General features: G+C 69.7%; 13 protein-coding genes and 1 pseudogene. 9 read left to right on the forward strand and 5 right to left on the reverse strand.

Going from position 1 to position 17,546, the window contains the following annotated elements; genetic code table 11:
* The first annotated feature begins 281 nt into the window (after window positions 1-281).
* Genes AWC19_RS10900 through AWC19_RS10915 form a run of 4 tightly spaced genes read left to right on the forward strand, consistent with a single transcriptional unit; the run spans window position 282 to window position 5,746 of the window.
* Complete coding sequence (locus AWC19_RS10900) at window positions 282-1,259, forward strand: ABC transporter permease (RefSeq protein ID WP_085078072.1); 978 nt, start codon at window positions 282-284, stop codon at window positions 1,257-1,259.
* Window positions 1,256-2,176 (forward strand): ABC transporter permease, encoded by a 921-nt coding sequence (locus tag AWC19_RS10905; RefSeq protein WP_085078074.1) that lies wholly within the window; start codon window positions 1,256-1,258, stop codon window positions 2,174-2,176. The genes AWC19_RS10900 and AWC19_RS10905 overlap by 4 nt, the downstream gene beginning before the upstream one ends.
* On the forward strand, window positions 2,173-4,011 hold the full coding sequence (locus AWC19_RS10910; RefSeq protein ID WP_085078076.1) for an ABC transporter ATP-binding protein: 1,839 nt from the start codon (window positions 2,173-2,175) through the stop codon (window positions 4,009-4,011). The genes AWC19_RS10905 and AWC19_RS10910 overlap by 4 nt, the downstream gene beginning before the upstream one ends.
* Window positions 4,004-5,746: an ABC transporter family substrate-binding protein gene (locus AWC19_RS10915; RefSeq protein WP_085078078.1), complete on the forward strand. Its 1,743-nt coding sequence runs from the start codon at window positions 4,004-4,006 to the stop codon at window positions 5,744-5,746. The genes AWC19_RS10910 and AWC19_RS10915 overlap by 8 nt, the downstream gene beginning before the upstream one ends.
* Here the strand turns inward: AWC19_RS10915 and AWC19_RS10920 are convergent.
* The 3 genes from AWC19_RS10920 to AWC19_RS10930 all read right to left on the reverse strand — a co-directional run bounded on the left by AWC19_RS10920 (window position 5,733) and on the right by AWC19_RS10930 (window position 10,843).
* Entirely contained in the window at window positions 5,733-6,977 is a 1,245-nt protein-coding gene (locus tag AWC19_RS10920) for an alpha/beta hydrolase (RefSeq protein WP_085078080.1), read from the reverse strand. The genes AWC19_RS10915 and AWC19_RS10920 overlap by 14 nt on opposite strands.
* An 87-nt stretch (window positions 6,978-7,064) precedes the next feature.
* Complete coding sequence (locus AWC19_RS10925; RefSeq protein ID WP_085078082.1) at window positions 7,065-9,695, reverse strand: AAA family ATPase; 2,631 nt, start codon at window positions 9,693-9,695, stop codon at window positions 7,065-7,067.
* Window positions 9,692-10,843 (reverse strand): metallophosphoesterase family protein, encoded by a 1,152-nt coding sequence (locus tag AWC19_RS10930; RefSeq protein ID WP_085078084.1) that lies wholly within the window; start codon window positions 10,841-10,843, stop codon window positions 9,692-9,694. Before AWC19_RS10930 ends, AWC19_RS10925 begins: the two co-directional genes overlap by 4 nt.
* 168 nt (window positions 10,844-11,011) lie before the next feature.
* Between AWC19_RS10930 and AWC19_RS10935 the strand changes: the two are divergent.
* The 3 genes and pseudogenes from AWC19_RS10935 (at window position 11,012) to AWC19_RS10940 (ending at window position 12,516) form a co-directional block, all read left to right on the forward strand.
* Window positions 11,012-11,684 (forward strand): annotated as a pseudogene (locus tag AWC19_RS10935) (DUF222 domain-containing protein).
* 6 nt (window positions 11,685-11,690) lie between these two features.
* Entirely contained in the window at window positions 11,691-12,011 is a 321-nt protein-coding gene (locus AWC19_RS30530) for a hypothetical protein (RefSeq protein ID WP_245848900.1), read from the forward strand.
* A gap of 4 nt (window positions 12,012-12,015) precedes the next feature.
* A complete protein-coding gene (locus AWC19_RS10940; protein ID WP_211284900.1) occupies window positions 12,016-12,516 on the forward strand; it encodes a SixA phosphatase family protein in 501 nt (166 codons plus the stop codon).
* Here AWC19_RS10940 and AWC19_RS10945 read toward each other — a convergent pair.
* A complete protein-coding gene (locus AWC19_RS10945; protein WP_085078085.1) occupies window positions 12,513-13,058 on the reverse strand; it encodes a DUF3558 domain-containing protein in 546 nt (181 codons plus the stop codon). The two genes, AWC19_RS10940 and AWC19_RS10945, sit on opposite strands and share 4 nt — an antisense overlap.
* Window positions 13,055-13,621, reverse strand: coding sequence for a DUF3558 domain-containing protein (locus AWC19_RS10950; protein WP_142281115.1), 567 nt, complete (start codon window positions 13,619-13,621; stop codon window positions 13,055-13,057). The genes AWC19_RS10945 and AWC19_RS10950 overlap by 4 nt, the downstream gene beginning before the upstream one ends.
* A 110-nt stretch (window positions 13,622-13,731) precedes the next feature.
* Here AWC19_RS10950 and AWC19_RS10955 point away from each other — a divergent pair, with 110 nt between their 5' ends.
* Both AWC19_RS10955 and AWC19_RS10960 read left to right on the forward strand, forming a co-directional pair.
* A complete protein-coding gene (locus tag AWC19_RS10955) occupies window positions 13,732-15,486 on the forward strand; it encodes an ABC transporter ATP-binding protein (protein WP_085078151.1) in 1,755 nt (584 codons plus the stop codon).
* On the forward strand, window positions 15,483-17,378 hold the full coding sequence (locus tag AWC19_RS10960) for an ABC transporter ATP-binding protein (protein ID WP_085078089.1): 1,896 nt from the start codon (window positions 15,483-15,485) through the stop codon (window positions 17,376-17,378). Before AWC19_RS10955 ends, AWC19_RS10960 begins: the two co-directional genes overlap by 4 nt.
* The last annotated feature ends 168 nt before the right edge of the window (window positions 17,379-17,546 follow it).

The raw sequence follows: 17,546 nt of genomic DNA on the forward strand, positions 1-17,546 counted from the left end.
CACGCCATGTTGCGCACCCGACAGCCCTACAACCCGGCCGGCAGCACCAACGCGGCTTGACAAACGCATTAGGGAGCCTCCTGCCTTGGTCGGTGCCGCGGTGAATCTTAATCATCGGCCCCGCCGAGTTCACGGGTAAAAATCACGGGTAATCTTCGGCGTCCGACCCCATCGACCACACGAGCGATGGCGGGGTGGGGTATGTCGACCGACCGGGACCCTGCCGACCGAACGGCGGGTCGATAACCTGTCCCAATGCGGCGCGGGCGGCTCGGTCGGGCATGATTCGGTTCCTGGCGCGCCGGTTGCTGAACTATGTCGTGCTGCTGGCGCTGGCGTCGTTTCTGACCTACTGCCTGACCTCCGTGGCGTTCTCGCCGCTGGACAGCCTGATGCAGCGCAACCCCCGCCCGCCGCAGGCCGTCATCGACGCCAAGGCCCACGCGCTGGGTTTGGACGAGCCGATCCCGATCCGCTACACCCACTGGGCCTCGCACGTGGTGCGCGGCGATTTCGGCACCACGATCACCGGCCAGCCCGTCGCCACGACGCTGTGGCGGCGCGTCGGGGTGAGCCTGCGGCTGCTGGTCATCGGTTCCGTGGTGGGCACCGTGCTGGGCGTCGTGGCCGGGGCATGGGGCGCCATCCGGCAGTACCGGCTCAGTGACCGGGTCGTCACCATGCTCGCGCTGCTGACGCTGAGCACCCCTACGTTCGTCATCGCCAACCTGCTGATCCTCGGCGCCCTCCGGGTCAACTGGGCCCTCGGCGTGCAGCTCTTCGACTACACCGGCGAGACGTCACCCGGTGTGGGCGGCGGCTTTTGGTCGCAGCTGCTCGACCGGTTGCGGCACTTGATTTTGCCGTCGCTGACGCTGGCGCTGGCCGGCGCCGCGGGATACAGCCGCTATCAGCGCAACGCGATGCTCGACGTGCTCGGCCAGGACTTCATTCGCACCGCCCGCGCCAAGGGCCTCACCCGCCGGCGCGCCCTGCTCAAGCACGGGCTGCGCACGGCGCTCATCCCGCTGGCCACGCTGTTCGCCTACGGGGTGGCCGGGCTGGTCATCGGGGCGGTGTTCGTCGAGAAGATCTTCGGCTGGCACGGCATGGGCGAGTGGCTGGTGCAGGGCATTTCGACGCAGGACACCAACATCATCGCCGCGATCACGCTCTTCTCCGGGACGGTGGTGTTGCTGGCAGGCCTGCTCTCCGACGTCATCTACGCCGCGCTCGATCCGAGGGTCCGGGTGTCATGACGTCAACCTCGCAAACCGTTGTGGCGCAAAGCATTTCCGCTCCCGAGGGGTTCGCTTCCCGGCGGACGCTGGTGCTGTGCCGGTTCGCGCGCAACCGGCTCGCGGTGGCGTCGCTGGCGCTGCTGGTGTTGCTGTTCGTCGGCTGCTACGCGCTGCCGGGGCTGCTGCCCTACTCCTACGACGACCTCGACTTCAACGCGCTGCTGCAGCCGCCGAACTCGCGGCACTGGCTGGGCACCAACGCGCTCGGCCAGGACCTGCTGGCGCAGATCCTGCGCGGGATGCAGAAATCGATGCTGATCGGCGTCTGCGTGGCGTTCATTTCCACCGGCATCGCCGCCACGGTCGGGTCCGTCGCGGGCTACTTCGGGGGGTGGCGCGACCGCGCGCTGATGTGGGTGGTCGACCTGCTGCTGGTGGTGCCCAGCTTCATCCTGATCGCCATCGTCACACCGCGGGTGAAGAAGTCGTCGAGCATCCTGCTGCTGGTGCTGCTGCTGGCCTGCTTCGGCTGGATGATCAGCTCCCGCATGGTGCGCGGGATGACCATGAGCCTACGTGAACGCGAATTCATCCGCGCGGCACGGTATATGGGGGTGCCCAGCCGCCGGATCATCCTGAGACACGTGGTGCCCAATGTGGCGTCGATCCTGATCATCGACGCCGCGCTCAACGTCGCCGCGGCTATCCTGGCCGAAACCGGCTTGAGCTTTTTGGGTTTCGGCATCCAGCCGCCCGACGTGTCGCTGGGCACCCTGATCGCCAACGGCACCCAATCCGCGACCACGTTCCCCTGGGTGTTCCTGTTTCCGGCCGGCGTTCTGGTCTTGATCCTGGTGTGCGCCAACCTCACCGGCGACGGCCTGCGCGACGCGCTCGACCCCGGCAGCGGGGGCCTGCAGGGCGGCGCCCGATGAGCCCGCTGCTGGAGGTGACCGATCTGCAGGTCGACTTTCCCGCCGACGGCCGACCGGTGACGGCGGTGCGCGGCATCAGCTACCACATCCAGTCCGGGGAAGTCGTGGCGATGGTCGGCGAGTCGGGATCGGGCAAGTCCGTCTCGGCGATGGCGGTGGTCGGGCTGTTGCCCGAGTACGCGCGCGTGCGCGGCTCCGTCCGGTTGCACGACACCGAGCTGTTGGGCCTCGACGACGACGCGCTGTCGCGGTTCCGCGGCAAGGCGGTCGGCATGGTGTTCCAGGACCCGATGTCGGCGCTGACGCCGGTCTACACCGTCGGCGACCAGATCGCCGAAGCGATCGAGGTCCACCAACCGCGGGTCGGCAAAAAGGCCGCCCGCCGGCGCGCCGTGGAACTGCTTGAGCTGGTGGGCATCTCACAGCCGGAGCGGCGGGCGCGGGCGTTTCCACACGAGCTGTCCGGCGGGGAGCGGCAGCGGGTGGTCATCGCGATCGCGATCGCCAACGATCCCGACCTGTTGATCTGCGACGAGCCCACCACCGCGTTGGACGTCACGGTCCAGGCGCAGATCCTGGAGGTGCTCAAGACCGCGCGCGACGTCACCGGCGCCGGGGTGCTGATCATCACCCACGACCTCGGGGTGGTTGCCGAGTTCGCCGACCGGGCGCTGGTGATGTATGCGGGCCGAATCGTCGAATTCGCCGGCGTGGCCGACCTTTACCGAGCGCGCCAGATGCCGTACACCGTCGGCCTGTTGGGTTCGGTCCCCCGGCTGGACGCCGCGCAGGGGACCCGCCTGGTGCCGATCCCCGGCGCGCCGCCGTCGCTGGCAGCCCTGGAGCCGGGGTGCCCCTTCGCGCCGCGGTGCCCGCTGGCGATCGACGAATGTCGGTCCGCGGAACCGCAATTGGTCGAGGTCGGCGTGGACCACCGGGCGGCCTGCATCCGCACCGACCAGGTCGGCGATCGCAGCGCCGCCGACATCTACGGCATCGACACGGAAACCCGCGCCGCGGTCGAGGGCGACTCGTCGGTGGTGGTGCGGGTGCGCGACCTGGTCAAGACGTACCCACTGACCAAGGGTGTCGTGTTGCGCCGCACCGTCGGCGAGGTACGCGCCGTCGACGGCATCAGCTTCGAGTTGCGGCAGGGTCGCACCTTGGGCATCGTCGGCGAGTCCGGCTCGGGCAAGTCGACCACCCTGCACGAGATCCTGGAACTCGTTGCGCCGCAAGCCGGGTCGATCGAGGTGCTGGGCACCGACGTCGCGACGCTGAGCCCGGCGAGCCGACGATCGCTGCGCCGCGACATCCAGGTCGTCTTCCAAGACCCGGTCGCGTCGCTGGACCCGCGGCTGCCCGTCTTCGAGTTGCTCGCCGAGCCGCTGTGGGCCAATGGGTTCGGCAAAAACGAGACCAACGCGCGCGTCGCCGAGCTGCTCGAGATCGTGGGTCTGCGCCGCGCCGACGCGGCCCGCTACCCCGCCGAGTTCTCCGGCGGGCAGAAGCAGCGCATCGGCATCGCACGGGCGCTGGCGCTCCAACCCAAGATCCTGGCCCTCGACGAGCCGGTGTCGGCGCTCGACGTCTCGATCCAGGCCGGGATCATCAACCTGCTGCTCGACCTGCAGGACCAGTTCGGGCTTTCGTATCTGTTTGTCTCCCACGACCTCTCGGTGGTCAAACACCTCGCCCACCAGGTGGCCGTGATGCATGCCGGCACCATCGTCGAGCAGGGCGACAGCGAGCAGGTGTTCGCCAATCCCCAGCACGAGTACACGCGCCGGCTGCTAAGCGCGGTGCCACAACCGGATCCGGGGAAATATGTCTAGCCGGCGGTGCGTTCGGGGCGCCGAGCCTGCGCTCAGAGCGTCATTTCGGGGCGAACGGAGGCGCTGGACGCAGGCTCGAAAGGCGTTGAGCGTGTTGGTCGCAGCGCTGACGCTGGCCGGGTGCTCGCCTGCCATCGACCTGTCGGCGCCGGCCGGCAACAACGCGTCGATCGGCACCACCAGCGACGTCAACCCGCAGGATCCGGCCACGCTGCAGGACGGCGGCAACCTGCGGCTGGCGCTCAGCGATTTGCCGCCCAACTTCAACATCCTGCACATCGACGGCAATTCGGCCGAGGTCGCGTCGATGATGAAGGCGACGATGCCGCGGGCGTTCACCATCGGGCCGGACGGCTCGACGACCGTCGACACCGACTTCTTCACCAGCGTCGAACTCACCGGAACCAATCCTCAGGTCGTCACCTACACGATCAACCCCAAGGCGGTGTGGTCCGATGGGACGCCGATCACCTGGCGCGACATCGCCAGCCAGATCCACGCCCTGAGCGGCGTCGACAAGAACTTCGCGATCGCCGGGCCCGGCGGCGCCGACCGCGTCGCCTCGGTGACCCGCGGGGTCGACGACCGGCAGGCCGTCATGACCTTCGCCAAGCCGTACGCCGAGTGGCGCGGGATGTTCGCCGGAAACGGGATGTTGTTGCCCGCCAGCATGACCGCCACCCCGGAGGTGTTCAACACCGGCCAGCTCAACGGGCCCGGGCCGTCGGCCGGACCGTTCGTCATCTCCTCGGTGGACCGCACCACCCAGCGAATCACGTTGACCCGCAACCCTAAATGGTGGGGCGCGCGGCCGCGGCTGGACAGCATCACCTACCTGGTGCTCGACGACGCGGCGCGGCTGCCGGCGCTGCAGAACAACACGATCGACGCCACGGGGATCGGCAGCGTGGACCAGCTGACCATCGCGCGGCGCACCAAGGGCATCTCGATTCGGCGCGCGCCCGCGCCGAGCTGGTCGCACTTCACCTTCAACGGCGCCCGCGGGGCGATCCTGGAAGACCGGGCGCTGCGGGTCGCGGTGGCCAAGGGCATCGACCGCCAGACCATCGCCAAGGTCGTCCAGTACGGCTTGACCAGCAACCCGGCGGCGCTGGGCAACCACATCTATGTCGCGGGTCAGGAGGGATACCAGGACAACAGCGCGGTCCTTCCCTACGACCCGGACGCGGCGCGGCGGGAGCTCGACGCGCTGGGCTGGAAGCTCAACGGGCAGTTCCGGGAGAAGGACGGCCGCCAACTGGTGATCCGCGACCTGTTCTACGACGCCCAGGGCAGCAAGGTGTTCGCGCAGATCGCCCAGCACAGCCTGGCGCAGATCGGGGTGAAGCTCGAGCTCGTCGCGCGCTCCGGCAACGGGTTTTTCAGCAACTACATCAACGTCGGGGATTTCGACATGGCGCAGTTCGGCTGGCAGGGCGACGCGTTCCCGCTGTCAGGGTTGACCCAAATCTACAAGTCCGACGGCGAAAGCAATTTCGGCAAGATCGGCAGCCCGGAGATCGACGCCGCGATCGAGCGCACGCTCGAGGAACTCGATCCGCAGAAGGCCCGCGCGCTGGCCAACGAGGTCGACAAGTTGATCTGGGCCGAGGGGTTCAGCCTGCCGCTGACCCAATCCCCGGGTGACGCCGCGGTGCGCAGCACGCTGGCCAATTTCGGCGCCGTGGGCCTCGCGGACCTGAACTACACCGCGATCGGTTTCATGCGCACTTGATCCGCCGCCGCAGCGGCCCCGGGGCCGGCAGGACGCCTTCGAGGATGGCCGCCAACTCGATCGCCTTCCACAGCAGGCGCAGCTCGGGCCTCGGCGGGAGCGCGTCGAGCGCCGGCGCCTGGGCGGCCAGGCCCTCGAACTCGCCGCGGAATGCGGCTGCGGCGATGGCCAGGGCGGCGGGCTCCCGAAAGTCCAGGGCGCTGTGCGCCATCGTCGGCATCTTCAACAGCTCCACCCTGGGCAGCAGCGATGCCACGCGCTGAGCCACCGCCGGCGGGGTGATCAAATCTCGGCCGCCGGAGATCACGGCGGTAGGCCAACCGAAATTCGGCATCTCGTCCGGCAGGTTGTACGGCTCGTCTTCAAAAGTCGCCGTCTGCGTGCGGGCTTCGCGTTCGGCAACGGCCGGGTCGAGCGGCAGGCCGTCGGGTTCGGCGGCGTAGTCGAGTTCGCGGAACGCGATGCGGCTCACCAGGTCTTCCTCGTAGCGGAACGGCAGGTTGCCCATGTTCGTGAAGCGAGACATCGCCCACCACAACATGTTTCGGCCGTCGAGCAACAGGTCGAGTTGCCGATTCAGCAGCGTGGCGCCGCCGTGGCCGTAGATGGTGGCGACGATCTGGGTTGCCGCCGCCGTCATCACCCCGGCGTCGACCAGCTTGCGGACCTTGGGCGCCAGCGGGGCAGTCTCGGGGCTGTCTCCCCGAAGCAGCAGCCGGCGGATCGCCCGCCGCACGATCACGATGTCGTGGCGCGACAACAGCGGCGAGTCGAGGACCATCGACCGCACCCGGGCGGGATGGCGCACGCCGACCCCGGCCGCGATGTAGGTGCCGTACGAGCTGCCGTAGATGACGGCCTTGTCGACGCTGGCGTCGTCGAGCACCGCGGCGACGTCGTCGACGACCTGGTTCACCGTGAGCGCCTCGGGCGGCAGGTCGGCGCCGTCGTCGTCGTGGCGCGACATCCCCACGCCGCGGTGCTCGATCATGACGACGTCCAGGCCGGAAGCGGCGGCGCGGCGCCGCAACCCCCGGTACATCTGCACCGACGCCAATCCGGGCCCGCCCGGGATGATCACCAGCGGGTGGGCGGACTTGCGGCCGGTGCGCACGTAGTAGAGGTCGAACTCGTCGGGGCTCTCGGGCGAAATCGGCCGACGAACCGGCCGCACGCCGGGCAGCGCCGCCAGCCTTTCCTGCTGACGGCGCCGTTTCGCAGTCATCGTCATCGGTGCTGCCCCGTCATGGTCCCATTCTGTCGAGAAGACCGTCTGCCAGATATACCCGCGTCGGCGCACGGCAAAGCGCCACTTGGTTCAGGCGCTGAGGTCGATGCGGTGCGCGCCCTTGACGCCGTCGTACCGGTCGGGGCTGCAGGTCAGCACGATGACCTGTCCCTGGGCGCCAACGGCATCGAACACCTCGCCCATCTTGGCCAGCCGGTCCGGGTCGGTGAACCCCAGCGCGTCGTCGACCACGACGGGAACGGTGTCCTCCTTGGATACCAGGGCGGCGCCGGCCAGCCGCGCCAGGATGCCGAGTTGCTCCTTGGCGCCTCCCGACAGCGATTCGTATGGCACCGTGACGCCGTCGAGAGTGCGGCTGCGGATGCATAGGTCGCTGTCGATGTCGACCTCGAAGGAGGGCCCGAACACCGGGCGGCCCAGCCGCTGCAGTTCGGCGCGGTACGGCTCGACGTAGCGCGCCCGGGTGGTGTCGCGGTGGCGCGTCATCACCGAGCGCAACAGGTGCGCGGCCCGCGCCCGGCGGCCCACCCGGGCGTGTTCGCTGGCGGCGTGCTCGCACTCGGTCTGCGCGGCGTCGAGCTTGCCTTGGCGGCCCTCGCCACCGATCACTGAGAGTTCGATGCCGACCTGGCGCAAGGCCGCGGCGGCGGCTTCGTACCGATCGCTCAGTGCCGCCGTTTCCGTTGTGGCGGCGGCTAGTTCGGCGGCTACCGCGTCGGGCTCGGCGGCGGCCAGCTCCTCGTTTAGCTCTCCGAGGCGTCGCTCGGCGTCTTGCGCCGCCTTCAGCGCGGCGGCGGCGGACGCGGCGAGGTCCTCGTCGGTGACCGACGCCCGCTCCTGGTCGAGCCGGCCGGCGGCGGTGTCCAGCTCGGCGCGCTGGGTTTCCAGGTTGTTCAAGGAAACCTTTGCGCGGGTGGCGATCTCGCTCACTTTGGCGTTGGCCGCCGCCGCGGCCCGGCGGCGCTCCTCGCATGCGGCGGCCGCGGCGGCGCGGGCGGCCTCCGCGGCGTCCAGTTCGGCGCGGGCGGCGGTGCTATCGGTTTCGGGGTCGGTCGGTTGCCCGTCGCGCAGCCGGGCCAGCCGCTCCCGCAGTTCGTCGACCTGTTCGTCGCCGCACAGGCCGGCCAGGGTGGCCGCCAACTGGTCGCGGCTGCCCTGCAGCTCGCGGCGGCGCCGGTCGGCGGCGCGGGCGGCCGCGAGATCGTCGACTTCGGCGGCCTTGAGCGCCGCGGCCAGATCCGCCTGTGCCGCGGCGTATTTGGCCTGGACGTCCAGCGTGGTGGCGCCCGGGGTGACCCGCGCGGTGAGCACGCCCTGGACCTCGACGGTGGTGGCGCCGGTCGCGGTGATGGACCAGCTCTGGCCCGCCGACAGCGACACCCGTTGGTCGCCGGCGGTGAGCTCGATGTCGGCGGCCGCGGTGACTTCCAGTCCCGCGGACGTCAACGCCAACTGGCCGCCGATGCGGTCGACGGCGGCCGCGGCATCTTCGATTCGCCGCAGCACCTCCTCGGTGACGGCGGCGAGGGGGGGCTCTGCCAGTTGCGCGACGACGCGGTCGCGGTCGCGCTGGACGGTCGCGATCTTGGCCAGCCGGGCGCCCAACCGGGCGGCCTCCTCGCGGTCGGCCAGCCGGTCGACGGTCCGGCGGGCCGATTCGGCGCGGCGTTGCGCGCCCGCGAGGGCCTCGGCGGCTTCTTCGACGGCGGTCGTGGCGGCCTCGGCGTCGTCGCGCGCGGCGGTGAGCTCCTCGGCTGCCTGCTGCACTTCGGCCTCGGCGTCGGCGACGGCGGCTGTGCGCGTCTGGATTTCGCTCAGTAGCCGCCCGCGGCCGGCGTGGGCGGCGGCCGCGGCGGCGCTGGTGGCCGCCGCGGCGTCGGCGACCAGCTTGGCCTCGCGCGCCTGGTTGGTGAGCTCGGCGATCCGGTCGGCGGCGGCGCGCGCGGCGGACAGGCGGGGCGCGGCGTCGATGCGCCGTTGGGACAGCTCGGCCACCTGCTCGGTGAGGGCGGCGTGGCGCTGCACCCGGTCGTCCACCTCGGCGACCGCCGCCTGGCATTCGGCGACCTTGGCTTCCGCGGCGGCCAGGCGGGAGATGGCGGCGGCCCACTCCCCGGTGGGGCGCCCGGTCGGCGTGAAATAGCGCGCGTACTCCGCGTCGATCCGCTCGATCAGCAGCGGTTCGGTGCCGGACAGCGCCGTCGGGGCCTGAGAGTTCGAGGCCGCGACGTCGAGCGCGCGCGACAGCGCGTCGCACCCCGACAGGTCCACGGCGGCGGTCGAGGTGGCCTGCATGATCCGCTGGGCGTGCCACAGGTCGTTGTCCACCGTCTCGGCCAGGATCGCCCGGACACGCTCGTGGGCCTCGTCGCCGGTCAGCTGTTCGCGGCGCGGCGTCATGATCGTCAGCTCTGTTTCACATTTCTTGTGAAACCGCTTGCGGTACACGAAACGGTATGGGCCGCAGCTTATTTCGGCGCTGACCTCGGAGCCGACGTCGCTGTGCGTCGGCTTCACCTGCTTGACCTCCTTCTTCGTGGAGCGGTCGCGGGATTCGAGCAGCAGGTCCAGCGCCTCGATCATCGACGACTTGCCGATCTCGTTGGCGCCGCACACCACCACCACGCCGTGGTCGGGGAACTCGATGTCGCGGTGCGCGACGCCGCGGTAATTGGTGAGGACCAGCCGGTGCAGCCTCATGCCGCGCCCCGATCGGTTAGCCGCAGCAGCAGCGCCAGGGCCGCCTGCGCGTCGGCGGCGGACTCGGCGTCCGGATCGCGCGCCGTCGCGACCAGCTCCTCGACCGCCGCGGCGGCGAACCCGCCGATGCCCAGGTCGGTGAATTCGCCGTCTGCCGGGATGACCGCCAAATCGGTGTGACTGTCCCAGGTGCCCAGGTGGGCGAACAGCCGCGCGTATCGGTCCAGGCATGCGTCGAGCGCGGCGCGGTCGGTGACCGTCAGCGAGCCGGTCAGCGCCAAACGGACCACGGTGCGGTCCTTTTCGGTCATCAGGTCCAGGTTCATGTCGAGGTCGGCGATGTCGCGGCTGTCGTCGACCTGGCGGTGCAGGGTGACGAACCGCCACCGGCCGACGCGCCGGGACTCGGTGGTGACGGGGCGGGCGGGGTCGGTTTCGTCGATGTCGACGACCAGCACGTGGCCGGGATCCGATTCGACGTCGTCGAAGTTGGTGACTTCCGGAGAGCCCGAGTACCAGATGCGTCCGCTGTCGCCGACCTTGGTGAGCGAATGCTTGTCCCCCAGCGCGCCATAGTGCACCGCGCCGCGGGCCAGCGCCGCCTCGAGGTTGGCGAGCCGGATCAGGGAAGGCTTGTCGCGGTCGGGGTCGAGGGCGTCGACGCCGCCGTGGGCGACGAGGATGCGCGTGACCGGTGCGTCGGGTAGGCCCTCGAGCACCTCGGTGACCAGGTCGGTGGTCGGGGCCTTGGACCGCCACGGCGCGGCGACGATCTCGAGGCCGGGCCTGATCTCGTGGACGCCGGCGCGATCGAGCACCGTGACATTGTCGGGCCGCTCGGCGGTGAAAAGCGCGCTGGTGTAGACCGACGACGCGTCGAGCGGGTCGTGGTTGCCCGGGAGTAGGTACACCGGAATCCGTATGGCGCGCATGGCTTCCAGGGATTGCCCGATCACCTGCGGCGCGAGCTGATTGTGCTCGAAGACGTCGCCGGAGACCACGACGAACTCCGCGCCCACCTCGGCCGCGAGCGCGCCCAGGCCCGCCACCGCGTCACGGCGGGCGGCCGAATACCGCGGCTGGGCGTCGCCGGCGAGGAAGTGCCGTGTCATGCCCAGCTGCCAGTCGGCGGTGTGCAGGAATCGCATGGTCGCGGCGTCCTTTCGGGTTGCGTCTGTCAGGGCACCGCGAAGTCTAGGACCGCCGACCGACAAGACGCGGGACCCGGCCCGGCAGGTCTCCGGGTCCGGTGAAATCCCTTGCTTCACTATCAATTCTGCCGATCGGTTGTCGGTGGGGGTGGCTAGGTTGGGGTCATGGCTGGCCAGGGTGTGGATCGTGAGGCGTTGTCGATCGCCTTGGACGACATCCTGGACGCCGGCTTTGATGCGGTGGCCGAATTCGATTGCGAGGCGTTGACGACTCCTGAGCAGCTGGCCTTGCTGGAGCGTGTTGAGCGGCCGCGCCGGCGCCTGCCGGCCCTCGAGCATCCGGTGATCAAAGCGCTGGCCCGCCAGGCGACCGCCGAGGAGCTGGGCGGCAAGCTCGCCCACGCGATAACCGAAGCGGCGCTGATCAGCCGGGCCGAAGCCGCCCGACGCGTCAACGAGGCCGCCGACCTCGGGCCGCGCCACGGGCTGACCGGCGAGCCGCTGGCGCCGGTGCTGGCCGCCACCGCCACCGCCCAACGCCGGGGCACACTGGGCGCCGGCCACGTCACGGTGATCCGCACGTTTTCCAGCAGTTGCCCGGCTTCATCGACCCGCCACCCGCCAACACCTCCAAGCACGGCTGGCCGACGGGGGCACCAACTATCGACCCGAGCAATTGGCCGCGCTGGCCGCCACCCTGGCCGATTGCCTCAACCCCGACGGCACCTACACCGACGACGACCGCGCCCGCCGCCGCGGGCTCACCCTGGGCAGACAACGCCCCGACGGCATGTCAGAACTGCGCGGCCTGTTGACCCCCCAAGCGCGCGCCACCTGATAAGCCGTGTGGGCCAAGCCGGCCGCCCCCGGCTGCACCGTGCCCGGCCACTACAGCCAAGTCCACCACGTCACCGACCACGCCCAACGCGGCCACACCGACATCAACAACCCCACCTTCGCCTGCGGCACCCAACACCACATCCTCAAACCCAACGGCCGGACCACCCGCAAAAACCCCAACGGCGACACCGAATGGATCCCACCCCCACACCTCGACCACGACCAACCCCGCACCAACACCTACTGGCACCCCAAAAACTCCTCCACCACAAAGACGACGACGACGACCCGTAGCAGCGCTGACGCCCCGTTGGCTAGCGTGTGAGTCCGTGACTGACCGGCACACGTTGCTGCTGATGCGGCACGCGAAGTCCGACTACCCGGACGGCGTCGCCGACCATGACCGGCCGCTGGCGCCGCGCGGCATCAGGGAAGCCGGGCTGGCCGGGGCCTGGCTGCGCGCCAACGTGCCCGCGATCGACGCGGTGCTGTGCTCGACGGCGACGCGCGCCCGGCAGACGTTGGACCGAACCGGTGTCGACGCGCCCGTGCGGTACAGCGAGCGGCTCTACGGCGCCACACCGGGGGCGGTGATCGAGGAGATCAACAAGACGGCGGAGGACGTCGGCACCCTGCTGGTCGTCGGGCACGAGCCGACGACGTCTTCCCTGGCGCTGATCCTGGCCGACGGGGGCGCGGATCCCGCTCTGTTGGAACGCATTTCGGCGAAGTTCCCGACGTCGGCGATCGCGGTGCTGACAGTGCCCGGGGGCTGGGCAGGCCTAGAACCGCGCGGGGCCGCGTTGACGGGGTTCGAGGTTCCGCGCTAGGAATTCGTGGCCAGCGTCAGCTCCATCAGCTTGAGCGCCTGACCGCAGGCGTCGATGCCGGGCGCCTGGGGATTGACCCACCAGCCGACGACGCCGGCCGCGTTGCTGGCCACGCCGCAGGCACCGTTGGGATCGTCGGGCCGCATCACGATCGACTCGATGCCGGCGATGGAACGGTTTTCGACCTTGTACTTCAAAAAGTCGGCCACTTTGCGTTCGTTGCCCAGGCTGCCCTGCTCGAACCAGAACCGGGTGATGTCGATCAGGCCGGCCGGGTTGGCCGCCTGCCAGCGGCAGATCGCGCCGACGAACGTGCTCTGAATATCGAGCGGGTCGGCGCCGACCGTCTTGGCGAGGATGTCGGTGGTCAACACCTCACATTCCTTGAGCAGGTTCGGATACTGCTGCTGGGAGTTGTTGTTGCGCGGCACATTGCCTCCGGCCTTGACGGCGTTGCCGCCGATGGATCGCGAGCAACCGGTCAGCACCAACACGATGACGAGCAGCACGGCGGCGCCGGCGCGCAGGGTTCGTCGGGTCATTTCGCGTTCGCAATCGATTGACGGGCCAGCTCCTTGGCGATGTCGCACGGCGGCGGGAACGGCTTCTGGCTGAAGCTGACCGACCATTCGATGAAGTCGTCCTGGAATTGGATGCCGACCTCGCACAGCGAGTCACCCAGGTTGGGCTCGTTGCCGACGGCGATGAAACCGCCGTGTCCGTCGATGTTGATGTCGTCGACGCTGGCGCGCGACAGCTCCTCGGTCTTGCGCTCGCGGCCGATCGGGCTGCCGCGATACCAGGAAAAGGAAAAGTGCGGCCCGAGAATGCCGCCACCGGCGAGCCATTGGCAGCCGACGGAATTCTTCGCCGTGTTGACCAGCCCGGTGACCTTGGTCAGCTCCGACACCGTCTGATCGGTGATCCCGCCGCATTGCGGGAACATCGGCCCGTGGTGGCCCTCGCCGCTCCCCGGCGTCGACGATGCCGTCGCTCCGGGCTTGTTGTCGCCGGACCCGGAGCAGCCCGCAATAGTCGGGATCAGAATCGCCAAGGCCGACGCCGCAAGGGCCAGCGCTCTCGCGCCTCGCCTAGTCCTGGTCACACGATGCACTGTAGCGGCAGCCCGGGAGTCAACCGCCGACGCCGGGCCTGAGCAGGTATTTCGGCCCCGCGCTGGCGACCGGGAAGCCTGCCATGTGCGACAGTTACCACATGCTCCTGGCACTGCTGCGCCAGTACATCCGGCCGTACCGCGGGCCGGTGGCCGTGCTGACGGTGTTGCAGGTGATCAGCACGCTGGCGTCGCTGTACCTGCCGACGGTCAACGCCGCGATCATCGACGAGGGCGTCGCCAAGGGCGACACCGCCACCATCGTCCGGCTCGGCATGGTGATGCTGTCGGTCACCGCACTACAGATACTGTGCGCGATCGGGGCCACCTTCTTCGGCTCGCGCACCGGGATGGGCTTCGGGCGCGACCTGCGCCAAGCGATCTTCGAACACATCACCACCTTCTCCGAGCGCGAGACCGCCCGCTTCGGGGCGCCGACGCTGTTGACGCGCAGCACCAACGACGTCCGGCAGATCCAGTACCTGGTGCAGATCTCGGCGACGACGCTGGTCACCGCGCCGATCATGTGCGCCGGCGGCGTCCTGATGGCCATCCACCAGGAAGCGGCCCTGACCTGGTTGCTGCTGGTCAGCGTCCCGGTCATGGGCGTGACCAACTACTGGATCATGACGCACATGCTGCCGCTCTTCCGCGGCGTGCAGGCGTTGATCGACGGCATCAACCGCGTGATGCGCGACCAACTGTCCGGGGTCCGCGTGGTTCGGGCGTTCGCGCGCGAGGACTTCGAGCGCGACCGGTTCGCCCGCGCCAACGCCGCGCTGTCCGATACCGCGCTGAGAGCGGGTAATTGGCAGGCGCTGATGCTGCCGGTGACCACCCTGACCGTCAACGTCTCCAGCGTCGCGCTGATCTGGTTCGGCGGGCTGCGCATCGATCGCGGCCAGATGCAGGTCGGCTCGCTGACCGCGTTCCTGGCCTACTTCACCCAGATCCTGATGGCGGTGCTGATGGCGACGATGACGCTGGTGGTGCTGCCCCGCGCCGCGGTGTGCGCCGAACGGATCACGGAGGTGCTGTCCGTCCGCGCCGCCGTCCAGAACCCGGCGGAACCGCGGTTTCCGCCGGGCGGGATCACCGGCGTGGTCCGATTGGACGGCGCCACCTTCACGTATCCCGGCGCGGATCGACCCGTGCTGCAAGACATCTCGCTAACCGCGCTGCCCGGCACCACCACCGCGATCGTCGGCAGCACGGGTTCGGGCAAGTCGACGCTGGTGTCGCTGATCTGCCGGCTCTACGACGTCACCGCCGGCGCCGTTTTCGTCGACGGGATCGACGTCCGCGACTACCACACCGAGCGGCTGTGGGGGGCGATCGGGCTGGTGCCGCAGCGCAGTCACCTGTTTTCGGGCACGGTGGCGGATAACCTGCGCTACGGCAAGGCGGACGCGACCGATGCGGAGATGTGGGAAGCGTTGCGGGTGGCCGACGTCGACGGGTTCGTGCGGGCGCACCAGGACGGGCTGGCAATGCGGGTGGCCCAGGGCGGAATCAACTTATCGGGCGGCCAGCGGCAGCGGCTGGCGATCGCACGGGCGGTCATCCGCCGCCCGGCGATCTACCTGTTCGACGACGCGTTCGCCGCGCTCGACGTGCACACCGATGCGCGGGTGCGGGCGGCACTGGCGGAGGTGGCCGGCGGCGCGCATCCGGCCACGATAATCATTGTCACACAACGTGTTTCGACAGCAGCCCAGGCCGACCAGGTGATCGTCGTCGACGGTGGGAAGCTGGTGGGGGCGGGCACTCACGAATCGCTGCTAGCCGGCTGCCCCACCTATGCAGAGTTCGCCGACTCGCAGTCGGTGGGCGCACGCGTGGGGGGGACGCCGTGACCACCCCGGCGCCAAAGCGCTCGCGCGACTTCTGGGGTTCCGCAGGGCGGCTGGTCAAACGTCTTGCGCCGCAACGCGCCCTGGCCTTCACGGTGATCGCCCTGGGGATCGCCGGCACGGCGATCGGGGTCGTCGTGCCGAAAATCCTCGGCCATGCGACCGATCTGCTGTTCAACGGCGTCATCGGCCGGCAACTGCCGGCCGGCATGACCAAGGCGCAGGCCGTCGCCGCGGCCCGCGCCCGCGGCGACAACACCTTCGCCGACCTGCTGTCCGGGATGGACGTGGTGCCGGGCCGGGGCGTGGACTTCGGCGCGGTGGCGCGCACCCTGGCGCTGGCGCTGGCCCTGTATCTGGTTGCCGCGCTGCTGATCTGGTCGCAGGCCCGACTTCTCAACCTCACCGTGCAGCGCACCATGGTGGCGCTGCGCGCCGACGTCGAGGACAAGATTCACCGGCTGCCGCTGGCCTACTTCGACGGCCGCCAGCGCGGGGAGCTGCTGAGCCGGGTCACCAACGACGTCGACAACGTCCAGACGTCGGTGTCGATGACGATCAGCCAGCTGCTGATGTCGGTCCTGACCGTGGTGGCGGTGCTGGCGATGATGGTGTCCATCTCGCCGCTGCTGGCCGTGATCACCGTGCTGACCGTGCCGCTCTCGCTGTTGGCGACCCGGGCCATCGCGCGGCGCTCGCAGCGGCTGTTCACCGCGCAGTGGACCAGCACGGGACGCCTCAACGCCCACATCGAGGAGACCTACAGCGGGTTCACGGTGGTCAAGACGTTCGGCCACCAGGCCGCGGCGCGCGAGCAGTTCCGCCGCTACAACGACGCCGTGTACCGGGCCAGTTTCGGCGCCCAGTTCTTCTCCGGGCTGGTCGGGCCGGCGACGACGTTCGTCGGCAACCTCGGCTACGTCGCGGTCGCGGTGATCGGCGGGCTGCAGGTGGCCACGGGCCAGATCACGCTCGGCAGCATCCAGGCGTTCGTCCAGTACGTCCGGCAGTTCAACGCGCCGCTGAGCCAGCTGGCCGGGATGTACAACGCCCTGCAATCCGGGGTGGCAAGCGCCGAGCGGGTGTTCGACCTGCTCGACGAGCCCGAGGAGGCGCCGGCACCGCGCGAACCGGCCGCCGAGCATGCCCTGCCGCCGCCCAACGGGCAGGCCCCGGGCGGCGGCCGCGTCGAGTTCGACCACGTCACCTTCTCCTACCGCCCCGGTGCCCCGGTGATCCACGATCTGTCGCTGGTGGCCGAGCCGGGCAGCACGGTGGCGATCGTCGGGCCGACGGGCGCCGGCAAGACCACGATGGTGAACCTGTTGATGCGGTTCTACGACGTCGATTCCGGCCGGATCCTCATCGACGGGGTCGACATCACCACGGTCAGCAGGCAATCGCTGCGATCGCGGATCGGCATGGTGCTCCAGGACACCTGGCTGTTCGACGGGACGATCGCCGAGAACATCGCCTACGGCCGGCCCGGCGCCAGCGACGACGAGATAGCCGAGGCCGCCGCGGCGGCCTACGTCGACCGGTTTGTGCACGCCCTGCCGGCCGGCTACCAGACCCGGGTCACCGGCGACGGCGCCAACATCAGCGCGGGGGAAAAACAGCTGATCACGATCGCCCGCGCGTTCCTGGCGCGCCCCCAGCTGTTGATCCTGGACGAGGCGACCAGCTCCGTCGACAGCCGCACCGGGGCCCTCGTCCAGCACGCGATGCGCGAGCTGCGCCAGGGCAGGACGAGTTTCATTATCGCGCACCGCCTTTCGACGATCCGGGACGCCGACCGCATCGTGGTAATCGAGTCCGGCCGCATCGTCGAGCAGGGTAGCCACGGCGAGCTGCTGGAGCGGCGCGGCGCCTACTACGCGATGACCCGCGCGTAGCAGTACCCGGCCGCCCGAAAGACCGTAGAGAATTCGCCAAGCGGCCGGCCCGAACCTGAACGCGTCCGACGCCGAAGGCGTACTGCCTCAAGCTCCCGTCTGGCTTCCCTGATCCGGGCGCTGCCGAAACGACTCCAAGAATTTATTGAGAATCCATCAAGGGCCCGG

This window comes from Mycobacterium palustre (assembly GCF_002101785.1).
Classification (GTDB): Bacteria; Actinomycetota; Actinomycetes; order Mycobacteriales; family Mycobacteriaceae; genus Mycobacterium; species Mycobacterium palustre.

Coding starts and splice junctions, on each gene's coding strand:
- AWC19_RS10910 (WP_085078076.1), top strand. CDS start 2,173: ATGAGCCCGCTGCTGGAGGTGACCGATCTGCAGGTCGACTTTCCCGCC.
- AWC19_RS10930 (WP_085078084.1), bottom strand. CDS start 10,843: ATGCGATTCCTGCACACCGCCGACTGGCAGCTGGGCATGACACGGCAC.
- AWC19_RS10955 (WP_085078151.1), top strand. CDS start 13,732: ATGCTCCTGGCACTGCTGCGCCAGTACATCCGGCCGTACCGCGGGCCG.
- AWC19_RS10925 (WP_085078082.1), bottom strand. CDS start 9,695: ATGAGGCTGCACCGGCTGGTCCTCACCAATTACCGCGGCGTCGCGCAC.
- AWC19_RS10945 (WP_085078085.1), bottom strand. CDS start 13,058: ATGACCCGACGAACCCTGCGCGCCGGCGCCGCCGTGCTGCTCGTCATC.
- AWC19_RS10900 (WP_085078072.1), top strand. CDS start 282: ATGATTCGGTTCCTGGCGCGCCGGTTGCTGAACTATGTCGTGCTGCTG.
- AWC19_RS10905 (WP_085078074.1), top strand. CDS start 1,256: ATGACGTCAACCTCGCAAACCGTTGTGGCGCAAAGCATTTCCGCTCCC.
- AWC19_RS10920 (WP_085078080.1), bottom strand. CDS start 6,977: ATGACGATGACTGCGAAACGGCGCCGTCAGCAGGAAAGGCTGGCGGCG.
- AWC19_RS10915 (WP_085078078.1), top strand. CDS start 4,004: ATGTCTAGCCGGCGGTGCGTTCGGGGCGCCGAGCCTGCGCTCAGAGCG.